19 protein-coding genes and 1 pseudogene are annotated in these 24,876 nt (G+C 63.9%); 10 read left to right on the forward strand and 10 right to left on the reverse strand.

What is annotated here, in order from left to right:
• The first annotated feature begins 13 nt into the window (after positions 1–13).
• Positions 14–1,150, forward strand: a complete 1,137-nt coding sequence (locus tag UP09_RS17750) for a threonine synthase (protein WP_044539551.1) — start codon at positions 14–16, stop codon at positions 1,148–1,150.
• A 196-nt stretch (positions 1,151–1,346) separates the two neighbouring features.
• Here the strand turns inward: UP09_RS17750 and UP09_RS17755 are convergent, their stop codons facing one another.
• The 7 genes and pseudogenes from UP09_RS17755 to UP09_RS17785 form a co-directional block, all read right to left on the reverse strand.
• A complete protein-coding gene (locus UP09_RS17755; protein WP_197082688.1) occupies positions 1,347–3,044 on the reverse strand; it encodes a porin in 1,698 nt (565 codons plus the stop codon).
• A gap of 462 nt (positions 3,045–3,506) precedes the next feature.
• Positions 3,507–3,890 (reverse strand): annotated as a pseudogene (locus tag UP09_RS38165) (peroxidase-related enzyme); the annotation flags it as partial.
• A gap of 6 nt (positions 3,891–3,896) precedes the next feature.
• A complete protein-coding gene (locus UP09_RS39025) occupies positions 3,897–4,784 on the reverse strand; it encodes a hypothetical protein (protein WP_197082690.1) in 888 nt (295 codons plus the stop codon).
• 167 nt (positions 4,785–4,951) lie between these two features.
• Positions 4,952–5,956, reverse strand: a complete 1,005-nt coding sequence (locus UP09_RS17770; RefSeq protein ID WP_156164652.1) for a class I SAM-dependent methyltransferase — start codon at positions 5,954–5,956, stop codon at positions 4,952–4,954.
• A gap of 331 nt (positions 5,957–6,287) precedes the next feature.
• The gene (locus UP09_RS17775; RefSeq protein ID WP_044539552.1) at positions 6,288–6,860 is read right to left on the reverse strand and encodes a peroxidase-related enzyme; all 573 of its coding nucleotides are present in this window, start codon (positions 6,858–6,860) and stop codon (positions 6,288–6,290) included.
• A complete protein-coding gene (locus UP09_RS17780; RefSeq protein WP_044539553.1) occupies positions 6,857–7,342 on the reverse strand; it encodes a CMD domain-containing protein in 486 nt (161 codons plus the stop codon). Before UP09_RS17780 ends, UP09_RS17775 begins: the two co-directional genes overlap by 4 nt.
• Positions 7,339–8,502 carry a PLP-dependent cysteine synthase family protein gene (locus UP09_RS17785; protein ID WP_044539554.1) on the reverse strand — a complete coding sequence of 388 codons (1,164 nt, stop codon included), beginning with the start codon at positions 8,500–8,502 and terminating at the stop codon, positions 7,339–7,341. The genes UP09_RS17780 and UP09_RS17785 overlap by 4 nt, the downstream gene beginning before the upstream one ends.
• A gap of 77 nt (positions 8,503–8,579) precedes the next feature.
• Here UP09_RS17785 and UP09_RS17790 point away from each other — a divergent pair, with 77 nt between their 5' ends.
• Genes UP09_RS17790 through UP09_RS17800 form a run of 3 tightly spaced genes read left to right on the forward strand, consistent with a single transcriptional unit; the run spans position 8,580 to position 12,313 of the window.
• Complete coding sequence (locus UP09_RS17790) at positions 8,580–9,560, forward strand: LysR family transcriptional regulator (RefSeq protein WP_044539655.1); 981 nt, start codon at positions 8,580–8,582, stop codon at positions 9,558–9,560.
• The gene (locus tag UP09_RS17795) at positions 9,551–11,008 is read left to right on the forward strand and encodes an NAD(P)-binding domain-containing protein (protein WP_044539555.1); all 1,458 of its coding nucleotides are present in this window, start codon (positions 9,551–9,553) and stop codon (positions 11,006–11,008) included. Before UP09_RS17790 ends, UP09_RS17795 begins: the two co-directional genes overlap by 10 nt.
• 30 nt (positions 11,009–11,038) lie before the next feature.
• Entirely contained in the window at positions 11,039–12,313 is a 1,275-nt protein-coding gene (locus UP09_RS17800; RefSeq protein WP_044539556.1) for a citrate-proton symporter, read from the forward strand.
• Between the two features lie 15 nt (positions 12,314–12,328).
• On the opposite strand, the gene UP09_RS17805 is transcribed toward UP09_RS17800, so the two are convergent.
• The gene (locus UP09_RS17805) at positions 12,329–13,363 is read right to left on the reverse strand and encodes an aldo/keto reductase (protein ID WP_044539557.1); all 1,035 of its coding nucleotides are present in this window, start codon (positions 13,361–13,363) and stop codon (positions 12,329–12,331) included.
• Between the two features lie 23 nt (positions 13,364–13,386).
• Entirely contained in the window at positions 13,387–14,565 is a 1,179-nt protein-coding gene (locus UP09_RS17810; protein ID WP_044539657.1) for an MFS transporter, read from the reverse strand.
• A gap of 103 nt (positions 14,566–14,668) precedes the next feature.
• Here UP09_RS17810 and UP09_RS17815 point away from each other — a divergent pair, with 103 nt between their 5' ends.
• The gene (locus UP09_RS17815; RefSeq protein WP_044539558.1) at positions 14,669–15,628 is read left to right on the forward strand and encodes a LysR family transcriptional regulator; all 960 of its coding nucleotides are present in this window, start codon (positions 14,669–14,671) and stop codon (positions 15,626–15,628) included.
• On the opposite strand, the gene UP09_RS17820 is transcribed toward UP09_RS17815, so the two are convergent.
• Positions 15,629–16,498, reverse strand: coding sequence for an aldo/keto reductase family oxidoreductase (locus tag UP09_RS17820; protein ID WP_044539658.1), 870 nt, complete (start codon positions 16,496–16,498; stop codon positions 15,629–15,631).
• 108 nt (positions 16,499–16,606) lie between these two features.
• On the opposite strand from UP09_RS17820, the gene UP09_RS17825 reads away from it, so the two are divergent.
• From UP09_RS17825 to UP09_RS17845, 5 genes are all read left to right on the forward strand, one after another.
• Entirely contained in the window at positions 16,607–17,506 is a 900-nt protein-coding gene (locus tag UP09_RS17825; RefSeq protein WP_044539559.1) for a LysR family transcriptional regulator, read from the forward strand.
• A 225-nt stretch (positions 17,507–17,731) separates the two neighbouring features.
• Positions 17,732–20,107, forward strand: coding sequence for a glucose/quinate/shikimate family membrane-bound PQQ-dependent dehydrogenase (locus tag UP09_RS17830; RefSeq protein ID WP_044539560.1), 2,376 nt, complete (start codon positions 17,732–17,734; stop codon positions 20,105–20,107).
• A 17-nt stretch (positions 20,108–20,124) separates the two neighbouring features.
• Positions 20,125–21,489, forward strand: a complete 1,365-nt coding sequence (locus UP09_RS17835) for a carbohydrate porin (RefSeq protein WP_197082691.1) — start codon at positions 20,125–20,127, stop codon at positions 21,487–21,489.
• Positions 21,490–21,808: 319 nt separating this feature from the next.
• Positions 21,809–23,128 carry an Hsp70 family protein gene (locus UP09_RS17840; RefSeq protein ID WP_044539561.1) on the forward strand — a complete coding sequence of 440 codons (1,320 nt, stop codon included), beginning with the start codon at positions 21,809–21,811 and terminating at the stop codon, positions 23,126–23,128.
• Positions 23,129–23,268: 140 nt separating this feature from the next.
• A complete protein-coding gene (locus UP09_RS17845; protein WP_044539562.1) occupies positions 23,269–24,867 on the forward strand; it encodes an ABC-F family ATP-binding cassette domain-containing protein in 1,599 nt (532 codons plus the stop codon).
• Positions 24,868–24,876: the final 9 nt, after the last annotated feature.

Genomic DNA, 24,876 nt, shown 5'->3' on the forward strand with positions numbered 1-24,876 from the left:
GGATTGAATTGAGATGCCATCGCCCAGCTACATCGACCCGCTCAACGGCAAGCTCTATCCGCTGGATGTGCCCCGCTGGTGCTCCGACGAAGGCAAGCCGCTGCTGGTGACACCGCTCACGGGCATCTCTCGCGACGATATCGATCGCAGCATCCGCTCGCTGTGGCGTTACCGCGCTGCGCTGCCGGCGGAGATCGCGAAGCCGATCACGATGGGCGAAGGCTGTACCCCCATGGCCGAGAGAGAGTGGGGAGAGCTTCGGCCCCACTTCAAGCTCGAATGGTTCAATCCGACGTCGAGCTTCAAGGATCGCGGCACCACGGTGATGCTGTCGTTCATGCGGCAGCTCGGCGTCAATGCGGTGCTGGAAGACAGTTCGGGCAATGGCGGCGCCTCCGTGGCCGCCTATGGCGCCGCCGGCGGGATGCGGGTCAGGATCCTCGCGCCAGCTACGACGTCACCGATGAAAGTGGCCCAGATGCACGCCTTCGGCGCCGAGGTCCAACTGGTGGAGGGACCGCGCGAGGAATCGGAAGCCGAAGCGATCCGCCAGTCGAAGCAGATATTCTATTCCAGCCACAACTGGCAGCCGTTCTTCCTGCAGGGCACGAAATCGCTGGCCTACGAGATCTGGGAAGACTTCAACTATTCGGCGCCTGATAACGTCATCATGCCGGTCGGCGCCGGCAGCAGCCTGCTCGGCTGCTATATCGGCTTCAAGGAGCTGCTCGCGGCCGGACAGATCACGCGAATGCCGCGCCTGTTCGCGGCCCAACCGCTGAATTGCTCGCCGGTCGATGCCAGCTTTGCCGCCGGCGTCGACACCCCGATCGATCGCGCTGTTAACAAGACCATTGCCGAAGGTACCGCGATCAAGCATCCGCTCCGCTTGAAGCAGATGATCGCGGCGCTGAAGGAGACCGGCGGCGGCACGGTCGCGATCCCGGAAGATGGAATCATTGCCGCGTTGAAGCGGCTCGCGCGCACCGGTCTCTTTGTCGAGCCGACCTCGGCCTCGGCTGCCGCCGCCCTCGACGTCCTGAAGGAGCGCGGTGCGATCCGGCCGACTGAGCGCACCGTCGTCATCATCACCGGGACCGGGATCAAAGCCGCGTCGCTAATCACCGAACTTCTGGCAGAAGGGAATTAGTGAGTCTCGGCCCTGCATCGGCGACTGGTCTCCCCTCGGCGACCCCATTGCCGATACCGGCAATGGGGTCGTCAGAGAACATCGTTGCCGTCGCCTAGAGCGTTTTCGAGCGAAGTGGACACCGGTTCGCTTGAAGAAAACGCGTCAATACAAGAATCTAGAGCTTCGGTTCTGATTCAATCAGAACCGATATGCTCTAGAACTTCCACGAAGCGCCGGTCGAGACGCCCACGATCGTCGTACCGGCGTAGCAGTGCGGCGTTGACGTGTAGCCACCATCCGCACCGAACGCGTCGTGACAGTCCGTCGTCACGCCCCTGCCGCCGGCGCCGAGATCATAGTGGGCGCTCGGCCCGTTGAAGGTGGCCGCGACCGAGGCGTACCAAGTGAAGTTCGGGCTCACTTTCCTCTTATAGGAGGCCGTTACCATGTCGGCCTTGTTGTCGTTGGGGCCATAGGTGCCGAGTCCGTCGATCGTCGTCAGCGTCGAGGTGTTGTGCTGGCCGGGATCGCCGGTGGCCGCGAACGCATGCGCCCATCCGAAATGGATGCTGTCGACATCGGTCAATTCCTGGCTGACGAAGAACCACGTGCCGTTGCGGGTTCGCTCGTTCTGGAATTGCAGGTCCGCCGGAACGTAACGATGCATCATTTCAAAGATGCCGCCAACCGTGGTCCGGGTGGCGAAACGATACAATGCACCAACCTTGAAGGCGTCCTCGTCCCCGACATTTTCGTTGAACAGGTTCTGGGCATAGGCGTTTGGCAACGCGGCGGTGCCGTAGATTGCCGTGATATCGCTCTGACGGTTGACCGCCTGGTGACGCTCATAAGCGACCGTCGCGTAGAACGGGCCGTTGGTGTAGCTCAGATTCGCGCTGTAGGCATTGCTGAAGGAGCCGTCATTACACGCGATCGGCAGATTGCCGCCGCTCTGGGGGACGTTACCGCCGGCGCAATCGGATTCTCCGGCCGCGATGTTGGAGCTGTCGGTATCGCGGTTCTGCCCCGGCGCAAACAAGGCGTTGAACTGGAAGCCTGAGATGGTGGGCGATTCGTACCAGATCGCATGATCGAGCCGGGTGCCGAATTCAACACGGTTGTCGCCGCCGGTATTACCCATGACCACACTGTAGTCGCCGATCTGGCCCGAGAACGGGTTGAACGCGGACGTCGAGGTCTTGTAGGGCGCATCGGTCTTGCCGATCTTGACCGCGCCCCATTCCTGCGACCCAAGCCCGATATATGTGTTGCGGTTGAACATCGCGCCGTTGACCGTGTTGCTCAGACTGCTGTTGTTTTCCTTCAAACCGGGCGTGGCCGAAACATCGAAACCGAGTTCGAGCTGATAGAGGAAATTGGCTTCCATGCCGGGCAGATGTTGGAAGCCGCGAACGCCGAGATAGGAGAGGTTGGTCGAGATCGCGGGCATCCATCCGAAATTGCCGACCGGAGGCGTGGCGCCGTTCAGGTTCAGGTTTCCGACATTCTTCGCTGTGTCGTCGATCGAGACGTCCAGATTGCCGTAAGCGGTGATCTCGCCCCCGGGCGTATAGAATGTCAGGGGGGCGCCGTGCTTGTGCTCGAAATAGGTGTGTCCCTGCGCATCCACTTCGACGACGGGCGTCTTCAGCGATGCCGGCGCACCGCCGGTCGCTGGCGCGCTGGCCACACGGCCTGGAGCAGCCTGGACCACGGGCGCCGCGGCTTTCGAAGATTCGACACGATTGAGCCGCGCCTTGAGCGCGGCATTCTCCTTGGCAAGTTGAGCATTGCTTTGCTCGATCGCCTGAAGCCGCTCCAGGACCACATCGAGCTTGTCCGCAGACGCCGGCGCAGGCTGAGAAACGACCGCTATCGCGATAGCGGAGACCGTTAGCGCATATTTCTTCATCGCCATCCCCTGTTAGAACGGCTCTTAAATCGAGCCTGCCAAAAGGCTGGAGGCGTTGCGCGGTCCGGTCAATACGATAGCACCGGCGTATAAGTTATTGCAGAAGCTAACAGAACTGTTCTTATTTTCCGGTAACGCGATACACATCAATGACATACTGCGCCGCAGCAGAGATATTGCTCTGCGAAACATACTGTCGCATTTCGACAACAGTTAGGAATAATGTATACCAGATACTGGTATTACCACTACAACTAAAAGCGGTGGCGGTCCCGAGCATCACCCGCGCACGCTATCCAGAAGTCGTATGAGCGCCGTCCCGGCCGAGCTTGATCGGAATGGAAAAATGCCAACGCGCTTCAGACGTGCTTTGCATGTCACGCGATTTTCCGCGCGAACCCGCACTCAAATCCGTGAGGTCGCCAATGCCGCTTCAGCAGCGGGAGCTGGGATCGCCGGTCGTCACGCGCGCGGCTCTCCAAGGGTGTGCATCAGCCGGTTGGCCCAGCCAAACAGCGCCGCAGAGAGCACCAGATCGAGCTGCTCGAGCTCGCTGAGCCCGACCTCCGTCAGCGCCCTGGCGTCGTCAGGGCCGACCTCGACCGGCGTGGTCGAGAGCTTGGCCGCGAAATCGAACAGCGCCTGGTCGCGCGGCGGCAGCGTCGCGTCGCGCTCGTCGGCGAAGATCGTATCGATGATGTCGGTGCGTCGCGTGATGCCGATAAACCGCGAGGCATGAACCGCGGCGCAATAGACGCAGCGATTGACAATCGAGGCGCCGAGCTCACGTTCCGCTGACGACAGCCCATCCTTGCCGTACATGATCATGTTGAACGGCGGCGGGCGGCAAGATCATGTCGGGAGGAACTCTGGAGTCGGATCGTGAAGTTGTCCGGCACTCGCCAAACCTGCTTCAGCGGACATGAGAGAGTCCGACGGGTGGACCCGCATAGCCTCCAATTGATACCTCGCGAGAATATCAGTGTCCAAGACGACGCGCTCTTGCGTGTAAAAACTGAAGTGGGCGACCACCTCGTCACCGATGATTTGCCCCGGTCTTTTTGTCAGCATCGGAAGGAAAGCGGAAATATGTTCCTCGTCATCGACACCAACCGGGCAAAAGGCGTCACCAAGCGCGTTGCGGTCCTTTCCGAACACTCCCAGGCAATTGATCGAGAACCGTCCCATCGTCATCGTGGCGTCTGGAATATGGAGGGACTCAACCCGATCGGTCTCAAGCCTGTTCAGAAAAAAGCGATGGAGGAGCACTGCAAATGCAGGGTTTTTCCAACCGATTTCGCAGCTGGCAAGACACGACAATGGCTCCGAACATTTGATCTTGCCATGGAATGATAGCAGCCAGGAGCAGATCGCATTGTTGATGACCACCGGCGAGAACCAAATCGCGTTTGTCTTGCTTGCTGCGGCTTTTGCCGCAAAGCGCCCAAAAAAACCTGGAGGCAGGTAACAGATGTCGTCATCCAGTTTGACGTAGAAGGCGCTCGGATCGGTCATCGTGCGATAGAACTTGTTGATCGATCTGTTGTCACCCGTTGAGTCCGGCAGCGAAACGATCTTGATCTTGGGATTGGCCAACGATTGAATATAGGTTCGGTCTGCGGGATCCCGGCAATTATCCCACAGGTGCCATTCAGCGACTGAATCGTCGCTGAGAATATATTTGGCCAACACTTCGAGATATCTACGGCGGCCGGCCGGCGTGACGGCGATCACTTTCATAATCTATCCCTTCGTCTGCCGATTGATCCGATTCGGCAACCGTGGAGGCGCTCGCGATTTTGGGCCAGATTGCCGGTGATCTCGCTAAGCAATTCCAAAGTGTGGTGCTGTCCTCGGGCTTCGAGCTCCGTGAGCGCCTTCCAGGGCAGCGCAGTGTCCTGGAGAGCTCAGTCCGGCCTGGACATCACGAACCCGACTTGTTGATGGCTTGGCACAAAGCCGAACGGTTTGGCCCGAATGCCGGTTTCAGCAAGCAGTTCCTCGAAGGCCTTGAACTCGTGATCGCGCCAACCCGGATAGTTCCAGTACTCGTCGAACACGATAAGAGTGCCCGGCACGATCCGATCTTTCAAATTTGCAAGGATTGTTCTGGTTGACGAATAGAGATCGCAATCCACGTGAAGCAGTGAGAGCGGCATTTGCGGCCGATCATGAAGGAAGGTTGGCAGAGTATCGTCAAACCACCCCTTGATCAGCGTCACGTTGGCCGGAACAATTGGCAGGCGCGCCTGCGCGAATGCTCCCTTGTCAAATCCGCTCCGCCACGCCTCAGGCAGCCCCTCAAAAGAGTCGAAGCCGTAGAAATGGGTCTGCGGTGTGTTCCGAGCCACGTGGCTGATCGTGCGGCCCGACGCCACCCCAAATTCAAGGAACAGGCCGTTTGGTTGAGCTAGCTCCAGTGCTTTCGACAGCAGCGACAAATCGTTGTCAAACGCGGGGCATGTCAGAAAATGCTTCTCATAGTGCTCCGCGCTGTCGAGAGCCGCCTTAAAACAGGCGACGCCCAAAATGTCGAAGCTATCCCCTCGGGGTTTGGGAAAGTTCATTCCTGCTGACGGGATCCACGTTGGGTTTTTCGGGACCATCGGCGGGACAATCGGTACGTGGATTTCAGGTGGTCGCTCGCCGTGCATCAAAAAGGAGAGCGCGCCGGCCACCTGGGGGCATAGGGGATCCTGCGCCTGAAGCTGTTTCAGCTTTGTGATGGCCTCGCCGCGCGGACCTGCGATGCCTTCAATGAAGGCCTCGAGGACATCAAAAATCTTGACGACCTTGGGCTGCTGGACAGAGCGCAAAGCGCGTAGCACCACAAGGAGGTCGCCAGCATCGCCCTCCTCGACGACCAGCTTGAGGAGCAGCCAGAGCTCCGGATGATCCAGGCCATCCTCCATGTCCCTCACTGTTCGATCGAGAGCTCTAAAGGCCTGCGTTTCCTCAAGCTTCGTCGCGCTCGTGCTCTCGTTTGATTGTAGTGCGTGTTTGGTCACGGACCCCCCGCTCGCCGGTACGTCTGCTGACGCATCGGAGTCTGTCGATACTCACGCAGCGCGGCGGACGCTTTGCTTGCATGAGCCGCCCAAGGATTGCCAAGTATGGTTTATGATTGGTTAACATTCGCCGTATGGGACTTGCCCGGCGGCGATTAAGGCCGCATTAGCCTGCCGCCATGAGTGTACGCCCTGGTTTCGGCGGGGCACTCCGATACCAGCGATAGCGAGCGCGTCACGCGCGCGGCTCTCCAAGTGTGTGCATCAGCCGGTTGGCCCAGCCGAACAGCGCCGCCGAGAGCACCAGATCGAGCTGTTCGAGTTCGCTCAGCCCGGCCTCCGTCAGCGCCCTGGCGTCATCGGCGCCGACCTCGACCGGGGTGGTCGAGAGCTTGGCCGCGAAATCGAACAGCGCCTGGTCGCGCGGCGGCAGCGTCGCGTCGCGCTCGTCGGCGAAGATCGTATCGATGATGTCGGTGCGGTGGGTGATACCGATGAAGCGCGAGGCATGCACCGCGGCGCAATAGACGCAGCGATTGACGATCGAGGCGCCGACGGCACCGAGCTCGCGTTCCGCCGACGACAGCCCATCCTTGCCGTACATGATCAGGTTGAACAGCGGCGAGCGCACCTCGAGCGATTCCGGATCGTGCGCCAGGGTCAGGACGTACGGCGAAAATCCCGTGTTCGACGGCGTCACCTTCATCGCGGCGAGCTGCGCCGGGGTCGCGGTCGCGATATCGACCGGCGTGACGTAGGGCGACCAGGTCGGGACCTTGGCCGTAAACTCGTTGATAGCCTCGCTCATTGCACGCCCTTCAAAACTTTCAGACCCGCGACGACCCGGAGCTGGTAATTCACGAAGGCTGCGAGTTCGGCGAGGCGCACGATGTCGGGTTCGGCGACGCTGGCGGCCTTCAGCGCCTCGATATCCCCGCGTGTCGCCTCGCGCGGCGCGACCGTCAGCAAATCAGCATGGCGCGCGATGGCGTCGAGCCGCGTCTCACCGCTTTTCCCATCGGGATACGCGAGCGGGGCGACATCGAGGTCGCCGGAATGGCCCAGATAGTTGTCGTAATGAGCGGCCAGCTCGTCGTTGCCGACATGCCGGCACATCCGCGCCGCGAGCGCGGCCCGCAAAGCGTGGCTCAGTCCGCCGGGATCGCGCGGCAGCAGCACGGCGTCATGGGCCGCTTCGCTGAGGCGCAGGATCTCGGCGCGTTTCTTCAAGGCTTCGCCGAGCTTCGAGGCCGGCGGAACGCCGGCCAGCGTTTCGATCAAATTGGTCATGCATTGTCTCTGAGGTCGCGAGGATTCTGCACATCCTCGACCGCGATACGAAGCGGATGCGCGCCGCCGAGGAACGCGTTCAGCTGATCCTCGTAAGGCGACGGATCGAGCCCGCGGGATGTGAGCCATGCCGGGTCGTAATAGGTCTGGCGATAGCGCTCGCCGGAATCGCAGATCAGCGTCACCAGCGATCCGGTCTCGCCCGCATCTCGCATCTCTGAGGCGAGGCGGCAGAGCGCCAGGAAATTGGTGCCGGTCGAGCCGCCGACCGGCCGGCGCAGCAGGCGCGACAGCACGTTCATCGCCGCGATCGACGCCGCATCGGGAATCTTCATCATGCGATCGACCACGCCCGGAACGAATGAGGGCTCGCAGCGCGGGCGGCCGACGCCTTCGATCAGCGAGGGCCGCTCGCAGACATGGGAGCGATCCTGGGTGCGGAAGCAATCGAAGAAGGCGGAATGCTCGACATCGGCGACGCAGAGCCTTGTCGGAAACCGGCGATAGCGCAGGTAACGCCCGATCGTGGCCGATGTGCCGCCGGTTCCGGCGCTCATCACGATCCACGCCGGCAGCGGACGCCGCTCGACCCCGAGCTGGACGAAGATCGACTCGGCGATGTTGTTGTTGCCGCGCCAATCGGTGGCGCGCTCGGCAAAGGTGAACTGGTCCATATAGTGACCGCCGAGCCGCGTGGCGAGCGCGGCGGCCTCGGCATAGAGCGCGCGGCCGTCGTCGATCAGATGGCAGTTGCCGCCGTAGTGCGCGATCGCGGCGATCTTCTCGGCCGACGTCGTCCGCGGCATCACCGCATAGAACGCCACGCCGATCATCTGCGCGAAATAAGCTTCCGAGACCGCCGTCGAGCCCGACGATGCCTCCACCACGGCGGTGCCTTCGCGGATGTGGCCGTTGCACAGCGCGTAGAGGAACAGCGACCGCGCCAGGCGATGCTTGAGGCTGCCGGTCGGATGGGTCGATTCGTCCTTCAGATAGATGTCGATGCCCGACAGCGCCGGAACGGTCAACCGCATCAGATGGGTGTCGGCGCTCCGGCACTGGTCGGCCTCGATCGCGGACACGGCCTCGTCGACCCAGCCGCGCCGGTAGCTCGGCTCGGCCGGCGGGGTTTGGCGTGAGGACGAAGGCCCGTTCGACATGGCACCATCTAATCATAATTCATATCCCACATCAAGATGGCTTTATTATCTGAAATAAGAATGATAGGAATATGCGCATGCAAGAGGACGTGATCGATATCCGCCTGCTGGAAGCCTTTGCTGCCGTGATGTCGGCCGGCAGCATCACGGGCGCGGCGCGGCTGCTCAGGCGCTCGCAACCGGTGGTCACGCGACAGATCCAGGACCTGGAGACCGACGTCGGCTATCTCCTGTTTTCCAGGAACGGCCCGCGCATCAGCCCGACACCGAAGGGCATCCTGTTCCACGCCGAGGTCGAACGTCTGCTGCTCGGGCTGAAGCACATCCGCAATCGCGCCGCCGCGATCGGCGCCGGCGCGCTGCCGGTGCTCAGCCTTGCTGCGATCCCGGCGCTCGCGGGCGGCGTCGTGCCGGCGGCGCTGGCGGCGATGGATCAGGCGCTGTTGCCGCGGCAGGTTCACGTGCAGGCGCTCTCGGCCGAGAACGTCGTGCAATCCGTGCTCTCGCAATCAGTCGATTTTGGGCTCGCGAGCCTGCCGGTCCAGCATCCCGGCCTCGATGTGCAATGGGTCTGCGAGGTGCCGTGCGTGGCCTGCCTCGCCGCCGATCACCCGCTTGCCAAGCGCAAGGTGATCCGGCTGAAGGATCTCGATGGCCGCCGGCTGCTGACCATGGCCAATCCTTATCGGCTGCGCCGCCGCGTCGAGGACGCCATCGCGCGCGCCGGCGCCAGGCCTGCTGAAGTAATCGACACCAACGCTTCGCTGACGGCGATCGCGATGGCCAAGCAGTCGCTCGGCATCGCCATCATCGAGCCGGTGCTGACCGCAAGCCTTGCGGTCGACGGCGTCGTCACCCGCCCGCTCGATGTCGACATCCCATTCCTGTTCGCCGCGATCTCGCCGACCGGGCGCGAACCGACACCGACGGTCGCCGCGGTCAACGATGCGCTGCGCGCCGCGGTAGCTCTGATGCCCGGCGCGAAACTTCACGGCGGCGAGGCGGCATTTTCCGAGGCGGCGGGCGACGCGTTCGAAAAGGAGAAGTCATGGCGGTGACCGCGGACGGCGCAATTGGCCTCGCGGCGCTCGAAGCGCGGCTGAAGCAGGATCTCGCCTGGCTCGAACTGCCGTCCAAATCATGGGTGCCGCGCCGCCTCGTCGACGGGCAGGATGTCATCGACGTCGTGATCGTGGGCGCGGGAATGGCCGGCCTCGTCACGTCGGGGATGCTGAAACGTCTCGGCGTCGACAATCACCGCGTGCTCGATCGCGCACCGGCAGGCCAGGAAGGCCCCTGGGTTACCTTCGCCCGGATGCGGACGCTGCGTTCGCCGAAAGAACTCCCCGGTCCGGCGATGGGCCTGCCGGCGCTGACATTCCGCGCCTTCTACGAGGCGCAGCACGGCGAGGCGGCGTGGAAGGCTCTCGACCGCGCACCGCGCACGATGTGGATGGAGTATCTGGTCTGGTACCGCCGGGTGCTCGACCTCCCGATCTGTAACGGAGTGTCGGTCGACGGCATTCGCGCGCGCCCCGACGATCTCTTGGCGCTCGATATCAGTGAGGGCGGCCGCTCGCGGCAACTGCTGGCGCGCCATGTCGTGCTCGCCACCGGACGCGATGGCCTCGGCGGCGCTTATGTGCCGCCGCTGGCCTGCGGCATCGACAAACGGTTCTGGGCGCACTCGGTCGAGCCGATCGACTTTACGCGCTTGCGCGGCAAGCGCATCGCCGTGGTCGGCGCCGGCGCCTCGGCGATGGACAATGCAGCGACCGCGCTGGAGGCCGGCGCTGGCAGGCTCGACCTCTTCATCCGGCGGCCGGACATCCCGCGCGTCAACAAGTTCACCGGGATCGGCAGCCAGGGCGTCGTCCACGGCTTCGCCGGTCTGTCCGACGAATGGAAGTGGCGCTTCCTCGATCACACGCTAAAGGCGCAGACGCCGCCGCCGCGGCCGAGCGTGCTGCGCATCTCTGCACACAAGCAGGCGCATTTCCATCTGGCCAGCCCGGTCACGAATCTGGCCATCGAAGGCGATCATCTGGTCGTGACGACGCCGAAGGGCCGCTACGCGACCGACTTCATCATCTTCGGCACCGGCTTCAAGGTCGATCTCGGCCTGCGACCGGAGCTTGCCGAATTCGCGCCGCATATCCGGATGTGGTCAGACCGGTTCGCAACCCCCGAGGGGATGGACAATGCGGAGCTGGAATCCTCTCCGGATCTCGGCGACAGCTTTGAATTCCTCGAGAAGGTGCCGGGCAGCTGTCCAGCGCTGGCGCGGCTGCACTGCTTCAATTATCCGGCGACGCTGAGCCACGGCAAGCTCTCAGGCGACATCCCGGCGATCAGCGAGGGCGCCGACCGGCTCGCGCGCGGCCTCGTCCGCCAGCTCTTCGTCGAAGATCGCGAACGCCATTTCGAAAACCTCAAGGCGTTCGCGACGCCCGAAATCCTCGGCGACGAATGGACCGACGCCGACGCCCCACAGCCAGCCGGATAGACCGGCGCCGCAACCAACAGGCCAGCGCAGATGCAGACGAGCAAGGGGAATGCCATCGTGGCGGCGATCGCCGGCAATGCGATGGAATGGTACGACTTCACGATCTTCGCGCTGATGACCCCGGTCATCAAGAATCTATTCTTTCCAGTCGATCCCAACATTCCCGGCAGCGAGGTCAACGCGCTGCTGCTGACAACGGCGCTGTTCGGCGCCGGCTTCGTGATGCGGCCGATCGGCGGCCTCGTGCTCGGCTATTACGCAGATCGCAAGGGGCGCAAGGCGGCGATGACGCTCGGCATGACGCTGATGGCGCTGGCGGTCGCGATGCTGGCGCTGTCGCCGACCTACGCCGGCGTCGGAATCGCGGCGCCGTTTATCGTACTGGTCGCGCGCCTGTTGCAGGGTTTCTCGGTCGGTGGCGAGTTCGGCACCTCGACCGCATTCCTGATCGAGGCCGCGCCGCCGGGCCGCACCGGCTACTACGGCTCGTGGCAGATCACCGGGCAATTGATGGCGAATGTGCTCGGCGCCACGTTTGGTGCCGCCCTGACGCTGCTGTTCACCCAGGAGCAGCTGGCTGCCGGCGCATGGCGGCTGCCATTTTTCGTCGGCCTCGCGATCATTCCGATCCTGCTCTACATGCGCGCCCGGCTGATCGAGCCCGACGCGCTTCGCAACGACAGGGCGAGCGCGCAGAAAGCCACCTTCACGGACGACCTGAAGACCCCGGGCCGCAACTATCTGATCGGCATGGGCATGGTGGTCGCGAGCGCAGTCTCGTTCTATGTGACCTTCGGCTACACCGTGACCTACGCCAAGGAGGTGTTGAAGCTGCCGCTGATGCAGAGTTTTCTGGTGCAGATGATCGCGGCGATCGTGATGGTCATCGTGGTCCCGATCGCCGGCGCGATCTCCGACCGTTACCCGCGCAAGCCGCTGCTGCTGGTGTCGCTCGCCGGGTACTTCATCTCGCTTTATCCACTCTATAGCTGGGTGATCGCCGAGCCCTCGATCATGAGGCTGCTGGTCAGCCAGATCGTGATCGGATGCTTCAGCGCGTTCTTCCTTGGCGTCTACTGCACCACGCTGGTCGAGCTGTTCCCGGTCCGGATACGCTCGACGTCGCTGTCGATCGTCAACAACGTCGCGGTGCTGATCTCGGGCGGCTTCGCGCAGTTCTTCGTAACCTGGCTGATCACGCTGACGGGTTCGCCGCTGGCGCCGATCTTCTACGTGATGATCGGCGTCGGCCTCGGCCTGATCTCGGTGATCGCGATGCGGCCTGCGACCGCGACGCCGCGGTAGCCGGGCGTGTTCGGCTCACACCGGAGCCGGGTTCAACCGCGCGAACCCCTCCTGTATCAGGTAGGGGTAATAGGGATAGGCCGGCATCACTGCGCTCGCCTCGTCGAGACGCGCGATCTGGTCTGATGTCAGCGACCATCCGACTGCGCCGAGATTGTCGCGAAGCTGCGCTTCATCGCGTGCACCGATGATCACAGATGATACGCTCGGCCGCGCCAGCAGCCAGGCAATGGCAATTTGCGGCACGCTGCGGCCGGTCTCGGCAGCCACCGCATCCAGCGCATCGACGATCGCATAGAGTCTGTTGTCGTCGACCGGCGGCCCGAACTGCGCGGTCTCATGCAGGCGGCTGTTCTTCGGCAATGGCTGCCCCCGCCGTATTTTACCGGTGAGCCGGCCCCAGCCGAGCGGACTCCAGACCAGCGCGCCGACGCCCTGGTCGAGCGCGAGCGGCATTAGCTCCGATTCATAGTCGCGACCGACTAGCGAATAATACACCTGATGCGCCGCATAGCGCGGCCAGCCGTGGCGCTCGGCGATAGCGAGCGATTTCATCAGCTGCCAGCCGGAGAAATTCGAGACGCCGACGTAGCGCAGCTTGCCGGCGCGCACGAGCGTATCGAGGGTCGACAGCACCTCATCGATCGGCGTGAAGGCGTCGAAGGCATGCAGTTGCAGCAGGTCGATATAATCGGTGCCGAGCCGCCGCAACGCCGCATCGACGGCGGCCACGAGACGATGCCGCGAGGTGCCGGCATCGAGCGGTCCGTCGCCCATCGGCAGGCCGGTCTTGGTCGAGATCAAAACCTTGTCGCGGCGGCCCTTGATCGCGGCACCGAGAATCTCTTCCGACGCGCCGTTCGAATAAACATCGGCGGTGTCGAACAGATTGACGCCGGCCTCGAGGCAGATGTCGATCAGCCGTCGCGCCTCATCGACACCGCTGCGCCCCCACGCCGAGAACAGAGGTCCCTGCCCGCCGAACGTGCCGGTGCCGAAGCTGAGCACCGGCACTTTCAAACCCGAGGCACCGAGATTGCGATAGTCCATAGTCGAACTCCTTGTGATTCTGTTCATTCTGCCGGGCACGCGACGGCAACGACCGGCCGATCGAGACGCAGGCTCCACAGCGCCAGCAGCAATCCGACCACCGTGATCGCGGCGGCCACCAGCGGCAGTGCGCCGAGGCCGAGGCCGTGATCGATGGTCAGCCCGCCGGCCCAGGCGCCAAGCGCATTGCCGAGATTGAAGGCCGCGATGTTCAGGCTCGAGGCCAGCGTGCGCCCCTCCACGCCGGCGGCTTCCAGCACGCGAAGCTGCAGCGGCGCGACAGTCGCAAAGGCGGCGATGCCGAGCACGAACAGCAGCGCCACGGCCAGCGCCTTGGTCGAGATCACCGCCGCCAGCACCACGAGGACGATAGCCAAACCGCCAAGCGTCACGATCAGCGCGCGCGCAAGCCCCTTATCGGCGAGCCGCCCGCCCGCGACGTTACCGATCGCAAGGCCCGCGCCGAATATCAGCAGGATCGGCGAGACGGCGGCGTCCGAGAATCCGGTGAGGCGGGTCAGGATCGGCTGCACATAGGTGAAGACCGCGAACAGGCCGCCGAACCCGAACACCGTCATGGCGAGCCCGAGCAGGACCTGTGGGCGGCCAAGCACCGCCAGTTCCTCGCGCAGCGGAGCAGGCTTATCCTGGCTCCCGACGTTGCCTGGGACAAACACGGCCAGCACGGCAAAGGCTGCGACGCCGATCACCGCAACGGCCCAGAACGCCGCGCGCCATCCGAGCATCAGGCCGAACCAGGCGCCGAAGGGAACGCCGAGCAGGGTTGCGACCGTCAGGCCGATGAACATCGTGGAGATCGCCGACGCGCGCTTGTCTTCGGCGACGAGGCTGGTCGCCACCACCGAGCCGACGCCGAAGAAGGTGCCGTGCGCCAGCGAGGTGAGGATGCGTGCGGCCATCAGCAGTTCGTAGTTCGGTGCCAACGCGCAGGCCCCATTGCCGAGCGTGAAGATCGCCATCAGCGCCAGCAGCACCGCCTTGCGCGGCATCCGCCGCGTTGCCAGCGTCAGGATCGGCGCACCGACGAACACGCCGAGCGCGTAGCCGGAGATCAACAGCCCCGCCGCTGACACCGAGACCTGCATGTCGGCGGCGACCTGCAGCAACAGCCCCATGATGAGGAATTCGGTGGTGCCGATGCCGAAGGCACCGGCGGTCAGGGCAAGAACAGCAGCAGGCATGGGTCGCTCCGGATCGGAATTGGCTTCCGTCATGGGAGATAGCGAAGCGGACCCAAAACGATTAGAATGGCCTCAATCCAATCATTTGTGACTTGAATTCAACATGGCCCGATCAGACAGCAACCGCTCCGGCGAGATGGACGTCTTCGTCCGCGTCGTCGATCTCGGCGGCTTCACGGCCGCGGCGAAAAGCCTGCGTCAGACGCCATCGGGCGTCAGCAAGCTGGTCTCACGGCTGGAAACCAGGCTCGGCACGCGGCTGGTCAACCGCACCACGCGCAAGCTGCAGCTCACCGAGGAGGGGCAAGCCTTCTACCAGCGCGCCCAGCGCATTCTCGCCGATATCGAGGAGGCCGAACGCGAGGCCGGTTCGGGCGCCGCGCCGCGCGGACACCTGACCGTCAACAGCAACATCCCATTCGGTATGCTGCATGTGATGCCGCTGCTGCCGCGCTTCCTCAGCGAACATCCCGACATCACGCTCGACATCATCCTCACCGATACGCTGATCGACCTGATGCAGGAGCGCGCCGACGTCGCGATCCGCGTCGGTCCGCTTGGTGCGTCGCGCCTGATCGCGCGCAAGCTCGGCACCAGCCGCATGGTGGTGTGCGCGGCACCCGACTATCTCGCCCGCTACGGCACGCCAAAAACGCCCGCCGATCTCGCCGCCCATCGCGGCATCGGCTGGACCTTCCCGCGCAGCATCCGCGGCTGGCCGTTCCGCCGGGCCGAACGGTTCGAGGAGGCGCTGCCACCGCCGGTCGCCCGCGCCAGCAACGGCGAGGCCGCGCGCCAGCTCGCGCTCGGCGGCGTCGGCCTCGCACGACTGGCGCTATTTCATATCGGGCCCGACATCGACGCCGGCCGTCTCGTACCGGTGCTGCAAAGCCTCAATCCCGGCGACCGCGAGGACATTCACGCCGTCTATGTCGGCCACGCCGGCCCGCTGCCGGCGCGGGTGCGCGCATTCATCGACTTTTTGGCGAAGCACATCCGGATCGGGGACCCGGCGCTACGGCGTGGCACCGATGGAAAATGGAAGGTTGTGCGCGGACAGTAGCTACCCTGCCGCGATATGGTCCAGTTGCTTGATGGCATCATCCGGCAACACAAGCTCAGCCACCGCAAGATTCTCGCGCAGATGCGCGACGGACGAGGTTCCGGGGATCAGCAGGATGTTCGGCGCGCGACGCAGCAGCCAAGCAAGCGCGACCTGCATGGGCGTGGCGCCGAGGCGCGCCGCGACATCCGACAGCGTGGACGACTGCAGCGGAGTGAAACCGCCGAGCGGGAAGAACGGCACATAGGCGATGCCGTCGCGGGCGAGATCGCCGATCAGGGCGTCGTCGGCGCGATGCGCCAGATTGTAGTGGTTCTGCACGCCGACGATCTCGCAGATCTTGCGTCCTTGCGCGATCTGCGCAGGCGTCACATTGCTCAACCCGACATGACGCACCAAGCCTTGACGCTGCAGGTCGGCGAGAACCGTGAGCGGCGCCTCGATCGAGCCCTCGGCAGGACCATGCACGCTGAACATGGCGCGGAGATTGACCACATCGAGCGCGTCGAGGCCGAGATTGCGCAGATTGTCGTGCACGGCTTGCGTGAGTTCGTCGCGCGAGAAGGCCGGGTTCCATGATCCATCCGCGCCACGTTTGGCACCGATCTTGGTGACGATGACGAGATGCTCCGCATAGGGGTGCAGCGCCTCGCGGATCAGCTGGTTGGTGACGTGCGGGCCGTAGAAGTCGCTGGTGTCGATATGATCGACACCGGACGCGACGGCCTCGCGCAGCACGGCGACGGCCGCGTCGCGATCCCTGGGCGGACCGAACACGCCGGGCCCCGCGAGCTGCATGGCGCCGTAGCCGAGGCGCTTCACGCTGCGATCACCAAGGGTGAACCTGCCGGACTGGTTTGCGCTGGACATCATTGGTCTCCTCTCAAGACCACGCAGAGGTAGCGATTGCCCGCTCGCACGATAACGGGGCATAATCCGAACGGGCTGTTCGGAGAAGCGAACAATGAAGGTCGACCAATGAAAGCCGACTTGGGTGATTTGAACGCCTTCGTGGCGGTGGCGCGCGCCAAGGGCTTTCGCGACGGCGCCCGCGCGAGCGGCGCCAGTGCATCCGGGCTGAGCGAAGCCGTCAGCCGGCTGGAAACCCAACTCGGCGTCAGGCTGCTCAATCGCACGACGCGCAGCGTTGCACCGACCGAGGCGGGACAGCGCCTGCTCGAGCGGCTTGGCCCGGCGTTGAGCGAGGTGGAATCGGCGCTCGATGTGGTCAATAGCTTTCGCGACCGACCGGCGGGCACGCTGCGGCTCAACGTCCCCGTCAGCGCCGCGCGGCTGGTGCTGCCCGCCATTGTGCCGCGGTTCCTCAGCCAGTATCCCGACATTCAACTGGAGATCATCGCCGACGATACTTTCATCGACGTTCTGGCCGCCGGCTGCGATGCCGGCATCCGCTACGATGAGCGTCTGGAGCAGGACATGATCGCGGTGCCGATCGGACCGCGCGTCCAGCGCTTCGCCGCCGCCGCCGCTCCCGCCTACCTCGATCGCCACGGCCGGCCTGAGCACCCGCGCGACCTGCTTCGCCACGCCTGCCTGCGCGGCCGTTTCTCCTCCGGCGCGATGATGTCGCCATGGGAGTTCGAGCGCGATGGCGAGATCGTGCGCATCGAACCGGCGGGACCGCTGCTTGTCAGCATCGGCGGGGCGACCGAGCTCTCCATCGATGTCGCGATCGCTGGAACCGGCGTTATCAAACTGTTCGAAGACTGGTTGCGTCCGCATCTCGACAGCGGCGCCCTCGAGCCTGTTCTCGAACCCTGGTGGCAAAGCTTCTCGGGGCCGTTCCTCTATTATCCCGGCCGCCGCCTCGTGCCTGCGCCGCTACGGGCGTTCATCGATTTCATCAAGGCTGGATGACGCTGCCGCGCAATGGCGTTGCCTGTCGTTGAATATTGCGCGCGCATTTTGAAGAACTTTGCTTCAACACGTATTTAACGTCGCGACTTTGCATGCGGGTGTTGCATCAACACCGCAGTTCCAGGTTGCGAGTTGCGGCTGATTGGACGAAGGTTCTTGAATGCGGACGCGGTCTGTTGCGCTTGCGCCGGACAAGCCCAGTCCCTCCTCCGCACTGGAGCCACCATGCAGCGATCCAGGGCAGTCTTCATCACGGGGATCATCTACGGCTTGATCGGCCTGGTGCTCGCGGGCGGTGGCATCTGGCTTGCCACCTTGGGCGGTTCCATCTTCTACATTATCCTCGGTGTCGGCGTTCTCGCCACGGCTGCGTTGTTGCTGGCGCAACGCCGTTCCGCGCTGTGGCTGTTTGCGATCGTGCTGGTCGGCACGCTGGCATGGGCCGTCACCGAGGTGCAATTCGATTGGTGGCCGCTCGCGGCGCGCGGCGACGTCATCTTCCCGATGGCGCTCTGGCTGCTGACGCCGGTGATCGTGCGCGGTCTGGTGCGAAACGAGCCGGTCTCTTACGGCAGCGCGACGGCGCCGCTCTGGGCCGGCATCGCGGTGGCCTCGGTCGTGCTTATCATCGCGCTGCTGTCGAGCACTCACGACATCAACGGCACGATCGCCGAGTCCGGTTCCGCCGTGCCGCAAAGCGAAGCCGATCCACAGCCGGATGGCGACTGGCGCGCTTATGGCCGCACGCAATTCGGACAACGCTATTCGCCCCTGAAGCAGATCACGCCTGACAATGTCGGCAAGCTCAAGGTTGCGTGGACCTTCCGCACCGGCGACGTGGCGACGCCAAACGATTCCGGCGAGACGACCTTCGAGGTCACCCCGATCAAGGTGCGCGATACGCTCTATCTGTGCTCACAGCACCAGGTCCTGTTCGCGCTCGACGCCAAGACCGGTACCGAGCGCTGGAGATACGATCCCAAGCTGACGTTCAACAAGACGTTCCAGCACATGACCTGCCGCGGGGTCTCCTATCACGAAACCGCGTCTGGCGCCGTCGACTCTGGCGGCAGTCCGGCGCCGGCCGAATGTCCGCGGCGGATCTTCCTGCCGGTCAATGACGGGCGGATGATCGCGCTCGATGCCGACAGCGGCAAGCTTTGCGATGGCTTTGCGGATCACGGCAGCCTCGACCTGCAACAGGGGATGGGGATCAAGACGGTGGGCTTCTTCGAGCCGACCTCACCGCCTGTCGTCAGTGACAAGATCCTGGTGGTTGCCGCCGCAGTGATCGACAATTATGCGGTCGACGTGCCGTCGGGCGTGATCCGCGGCTTCGACGTCTACACCGGCAAACTGGTCTGGGCCTGGGACTCTGCTGCTGCGGACGAGAATGCGCTGCCGTCGCCGACGCGTCATTACACCAACGGCTCGCCGAACTCCTGGATCACGGCCTCGTTCGATCCGAAGCTGAATCTGGTTTACATCCCCACCGGCAACAACGGACCCGACATCTGGGGCGGCAATCGCAATGCGCTCGTCGAGCGCTATTCCAGCTCCATCGTTGCGCTGGATATCAACACCGGCAAGCGCGCCTGGTCGTACCAGACCGTGCATCATGACCTCTGGGACATGGACGTTCCCTCGCAACCGAGCCTGGTCGATGTGACGACGGCCAAGGGCGTCGTTCCCGCGATCGTCCAGCCGACCAAGGTGGGCAACATCTTCGTGCTCGACCGCAGGACCGGCGAGCTGATCGTGCCGGCGCCGGAACGCACCGTGCCGCAGGGACCCGCGCCCGGCGACCGCACCGCGCCGACCCAGCCGTTTTCCGAGCTGACCTTCCGCCCGGAGGCGAAACTGACCGGCGCGGACATGTGGGGCGGCACGATCTTCGACCAGCTGCTGTGCCGGATCAAGTTCCATCAACTGCGTTACGAGGGCACGTTCACGCCACCATCGTTGCAGGGCACGTTGGTCTTCCCGGGCAATCTCGGCATGTTCGAATGGGGCGGCATCGCGGTCGATCCCGTCAGGCAGATCGCCATCGCCAACCCGATGTCGCTGCCTTTCGTGTCGAAGCTCCTTCCGCGCGGCCCGCAAAATCCTCCGGCGCCGACGGCCGACAAGCCGGTCGGCAGCGAGGTTGGAGCGCAGCCGATGTATGGCACGCCGTTCGGCGTCGATATTCAGAGCTTTCTCTCGCCGCTCTTCGTGCCGTGCTACCGGCCGCCTTGGGGCTCGATGGCCGCGATCGACCTGAAGACGATGAAAATCGTCTGGCAGCATCCCAACGGCACCATCAGGGACACCACGCCGCTGCCGCTTCCGTTCAAGATGGGCGTACCGATGCTGGGCGGCCCGATGACGACCGCAGGCGGGGTCGCGTTCTACACCGGAACCTACGAGTACACGATCCGGGCTTACGACGTGCGCAACGGCAAGGTGGTCTGGGAAGATCGCCTGCCGGCCGGCGCCCAGTCGACCCCGATGAGCTACGAGGCCGATGGCAAGCAATATGTCGTCACCGCGGCCGGCGGCCACGGCTCGTTCGGCACCAAGCGCGGCGATTACGTCATCGCCTACACGTTGAAGGATTGAAGAGCGGGAGCGTCGTCATGATTGCATCATCCGGTGACCGCGCGAAGCATCGAACGGCGTTGTTCCTTTCGCTGGGTCTCTCGGCAATGTCGGCCGGTGCGGGCAGTCACGCCGCCTATGCCGCCGACCTGACGATTCCTGCCGCTGCAACCAGCCCGGCGCCAGCTCCGGTTCCATGGCTGCTCGGCGACTGGAACGGCGCGAGAACCCGGCTGTTGAATGCCGGCATCGATTTCCAGTTCGGCTACACCAGCGAGCTCGCCGGCAATGCAACGGGCGGCCAGCGGCAGCAGGTCGCCTACACCGATCAGTGGGTCTTCGGCGCGACGTTCGATCTGGCAAAGCTCGGCGTGGTGCCCGGCGGCACCATCCAGGTGACATGGACCGACCGCAACGGCAGCAATTTGAGCGATGACGCGCGCCTTGGCACGCTGCAACAGGTGCAGGAGGTGTTCGGCCGCGGCCAGACGCTGCGGCTCACGGATTTCTGGTACGACCAGAAGTTCGTCAACGGAATGGTCGACTGGAAGATCGGGCGGATTCCCTTCGGCGAGGATTTCGCATCGTTCGCCTGCGATTTCCAGAACCTGACCTTCTGCGGCGCGCAGCCCGGCAACCTCGTCGGCAACTACATCTACAATTGGCCCGTCAGCTACTGGGCCACCAGATTGAAGTTCAACATCCAGGGCTTCGGTTATTTCCAGTTTGGCGTGTTTGATTCCAATCCCGGGTATCTGGATGTGTCGCAATCCGCGCTTCCGGTGATCTATTCGGGATCGACCGGCCTTCTCATCCCGGCAGAGCTCGCCTGGTTGCCGAAGTTCGGCGATCTTCAAGGCAGCTACAAGTTCGGCGGCTGGTACGACACATCGACGGCCCCCAATGTGGTCACCGACATCAACGGCAACCCGGCCGTGCTCTCCGGACTGCCGCCACAGCAGAGCCGCGGGCGTTACGGCGGGTACATCAGCTTCGTTCAACAGGTGCTTCGCCCGTCGCAAGCCAGTTCAGCGGGTGCGCTAAGCCTGTTTCTGAACGCGACGATGGCCGACCGACGAACCGCGACCACCGATTATCAGATCGCAGGCGGCCTGACCTATACCGGCCCACTGCCGTCCCGGCCCCAGGATGATATCGGATTTGCGGTCGGCACCACCCACGTCAACAGCCGCGTCGCCTGGTCCGAAGAGCTACAAAATCTCGCCGGCCTCGGTCCAATCGCCGTCCAAGGCAACGAATACGCCATCGAGTTCTACTACACCTACCGGCCGCTCCCCGGCTTGCAGATCCGACCGAACATCCAGTATGTGATCGACCCCGGCGGGACCAGCGCGAACCCGAATGCATTGGTGTTCGGTCTGAAGACGGTTGCGAACTTCTGACACCAACCGCGAAGGAACTGCGCTCCCCTCCGCAGGGGCGCACTGCCAAAATATCGAAAACAACCCCATGCAAAGTAGCCGGCCGCTGCCGGCGCTCGACACGACAACTTGACATGTCGGGCAACTCACCCGTATTATTCCATTATTCCGAAATTGCGCCAGGCCGCTCACCCCCGCAAGCGGGAGAGGTGCAGCAAGTCTGCCGCCGGGCCGATTCAACCTAACTTCATCGTGACTTCTGCGACGGCCTGACGGGTTGGCAAGCGGAGCCAAAGCCGCTAAACGTCCGCCCCCTTTCACATCGCAATCAGAGTTTGACATGTCGAGCGCCCCGCCCGCCGTCTCGATCGGCGTCGATTTCGGCACCAGCAACACGGTGGTTGCGCTGGCCGATAGCGACGGCCGCGTCGAGGCCATCAGGTTCGAGCATGGCGGCCGCAGCCACAGTGTCTATGTGTCGGCGATCTGTTTCTGGGAGGACCGGCCCGGCAGCGGGCTGCATCCGCGTGCCGAGGGCGGACCGTGGGCGATCGAACAGTTCCTCGAGGGACGCAGCGTTCACCGCTTCATCCAGTCGTTCAAGACCTTCGCGGCGAGCTCGGCCTTCACCACCACGCAGATTTTCCGGCAGCGTTACACGTTCGAGGATTTGCTGGCGGCATTCCTGCGCACGCTGACGCGCCATGCCGGCGACGGCTTCGATCTCGGGGCGCGCAGCGTCACGGTCGGCCGCCCGGTGCGATTCGCCGGCGGCAATCCCAATGACGAACTGGCCATGCAGCGCTACAAGGCCGCGTTCGAGCGCCTCGGCGCTGGGCATGCGCGCTATGTCTACGAGCCGGTCGGTGCCGCGTTCGCCTTCGCGCGCAGCCTCGAGCGTGACGCCACCGTGCTGGTGGCCGATTTCGGCGGGGGCACCAGCGACTTCTCCATCATGCGGTTCTCGCGCGCGAACGGCGCGCTGCGTGCCGAACCGCTCAGCCATGCCGGCATCGGCATCGCCGGCGACACCTTCGATTATCGCATCGTCGACCACATCGTCTCGCCGCGGCTCGGCAAGGGCACCAACTACCGCTCGTTCGACAAGGAGCTGCCGATCCCCAACCACTATTACTCGAGCCTCGCGCGCTGGCATCAGCTCGCGATGCTGAAGGGTAGCGCCGATTTGCGCGACCTGCGGCAGCTCACGCGCAGCGCGCTGGATCCAAATCCGTTGCACGATTTCATCACCATCGTCGACCACGATCTCGGCTTTGCGCTGTATCGCGCGGTATCAGACACCAAGGTCGCGCTCTCGACCCGCGACAGCGTCGCGTTCCGCTTTGCGCGCGAAGGCATCGATATCGGCGCCACCGTCACCCGCAAGGATTTCGAAAGCTGGATCGCCGACGATGTCGAACGGCTCGGCGCGACAGTTGACGAAGCGCTGGCCAAGGCCGGCATCACCGCAGGCGATGTCGAGAAGGTGTTTCTGACCGGCGGCACGTCGTTCGTGCCCGCCGTGCAGCGCCTGTTCACCGAGCGTTTTGGCAAGACGAAGCTGACGTCAGCCGACCAGTTCGAATCGATCGCCTATGGGCTCGCTTTGATCGGACAGACGGCGGAGCCTGACCGTTGGACGGTCGCGGCGGCGGCGTGACGGGCCACGTCCGGCCTTGATCCTGGCACCCCACGCGGCTAAATCACTTCAGTTCATCAATCCCGAGAGGATGCCGACAGCCATGGATTTCATCCCGACAGCAGCGCCCACCAGCCTTGCCCACCGGGATATCCATCGCCATGCCAGCATCGATTACGCTCTCCAATCTGACCCTGTCCACGCCTGACGGCCGGGTCCTCCTCTCCAACATCGACCTGCGTTTCGGACCCGAGCGGACCGGCCTTGTCGGCCGCAACGGTGTCGGCAAGACGACGCTGCTTGCCCTGATCGCAAGCCAGCGCGCACCGCAGTCCGGCACGGTCTCGGTTCAGGGACGTCTCGGATTGCTGCATCAGACGCTGCAAGTGAAGCCGGATGAGTGGGTCGTCGACCTGTTCGGCGCACGCCACGCACTTGCCGTCCTGCGCCGTGCCGAACAGGGCATCGCGACCACCGAGGAGCTTGCGGATGTCGACTGGACGCTCGACACCCGCATCGGGTTAGCGCTCGACCGCGTTGGACTGGACCACGTTCTCGAAGCCCCGCTGGCGACGCTGTCCGGTGGACAGGCCACCAGGGCTCGCCTCGCCGCACTCACCTTCGCGCAGCCCGACTTTCTGCTCCTCGATGAGCCGACCAACAACCTCGATCGCGAGGGACGCAAGGCCGTGATCGACCTGCTCGCCGACTGGCGGCAGGGTGCCATCATTGTCAGTCACGACCGCGAACTCCTGGAAACCATGGGTGCGATCGTCGAGCTGACCTCGCTGGAAGCCCGGCGCTACGGCGGCAATTGGAGCGCGTACCGCGCGCGCAAGGCGACCGAGCTTGCGGCAGCAAGGCACGATTTGGCGGATGCCGAAAAGCGTGTGGCCGAGATCGACCGCAAGGCAACAGAAACCTCCGAAAAGAAAGCACGCAAAGACGGCGCCGGCCAGAGACAACGCGCAAACGGCGGCATGCCACGCATCGCCGCCGGCCTGCGCAAAGACCGCAGCGAAGATACCAGCGGCGAGAACGCACGCCTGGCCGAGCGCAGGCGGACCCAGGCGCTCGAACTTGCCGACACTGCGCGGCAACGCATCGAGGTCCTTCAACCTTTCTCGGTCCAACTGCCGTCGACGCATCTACCGGCGGGTAAGCTGGTCCTGAAGATCGAGGCCGCAGATGTCGGCTACCCAATGGAGGAACCGATCCTGCGCGACGTCACCTTTTCCATGTCAGGTCCGGAGCGCGTTGCGATCATTGGGCCCAACGGCGCCGGCAAGACCACATTGCTGAAGCTGATCAGCGGCGAACTGCAGCCCGCACCCGGCGCGGTGCAGGTCATGACCCGCTTTGCCATGTTCGATCAGGCGGTTGGCCTGCTGGATGCCTCAGCCTCCATCCTCGACAATTTCCGGCGCATCAATGCTGATACCAACGAGAATGCGTGCCGCGCGGCGCTGGCGCGATTCATGTTCCGCGCCGATGCCGCCCTGCAGACCGTCTCTTGTCTCAGCGGCGGGCAACTGCTTCGCGCCGGCCTCGCCTGTGTTCTGGGCGGCACACTGCCGCCGCCGCTCCTGATCCTTGACGAGCCGACCAACCATCTGGACATCTCTTCGATGGAAGCCATCGAGACAGGGTTGCGCGCCTATGACGGGGCGCTGCTGGTCGTGAGCCACGACGCAGCCTTCCTCGAGGCCATCGCAGTGACCCGCAAATTCGACCTCGGTGCTTACGCCCGGGTGCGGTAGACGAGACCG

The organism is Bradyrhizobium sp. LTSP885 (assembly GCF_000938305.1).
In the GTDB taxonomy this organism is placed as follows: domain Bacteria; phylum Pseudomonadota; class Alphaproteobacteria; order Rhizobiales; family Xanthobacteraceae; genus Bradyrhizobium.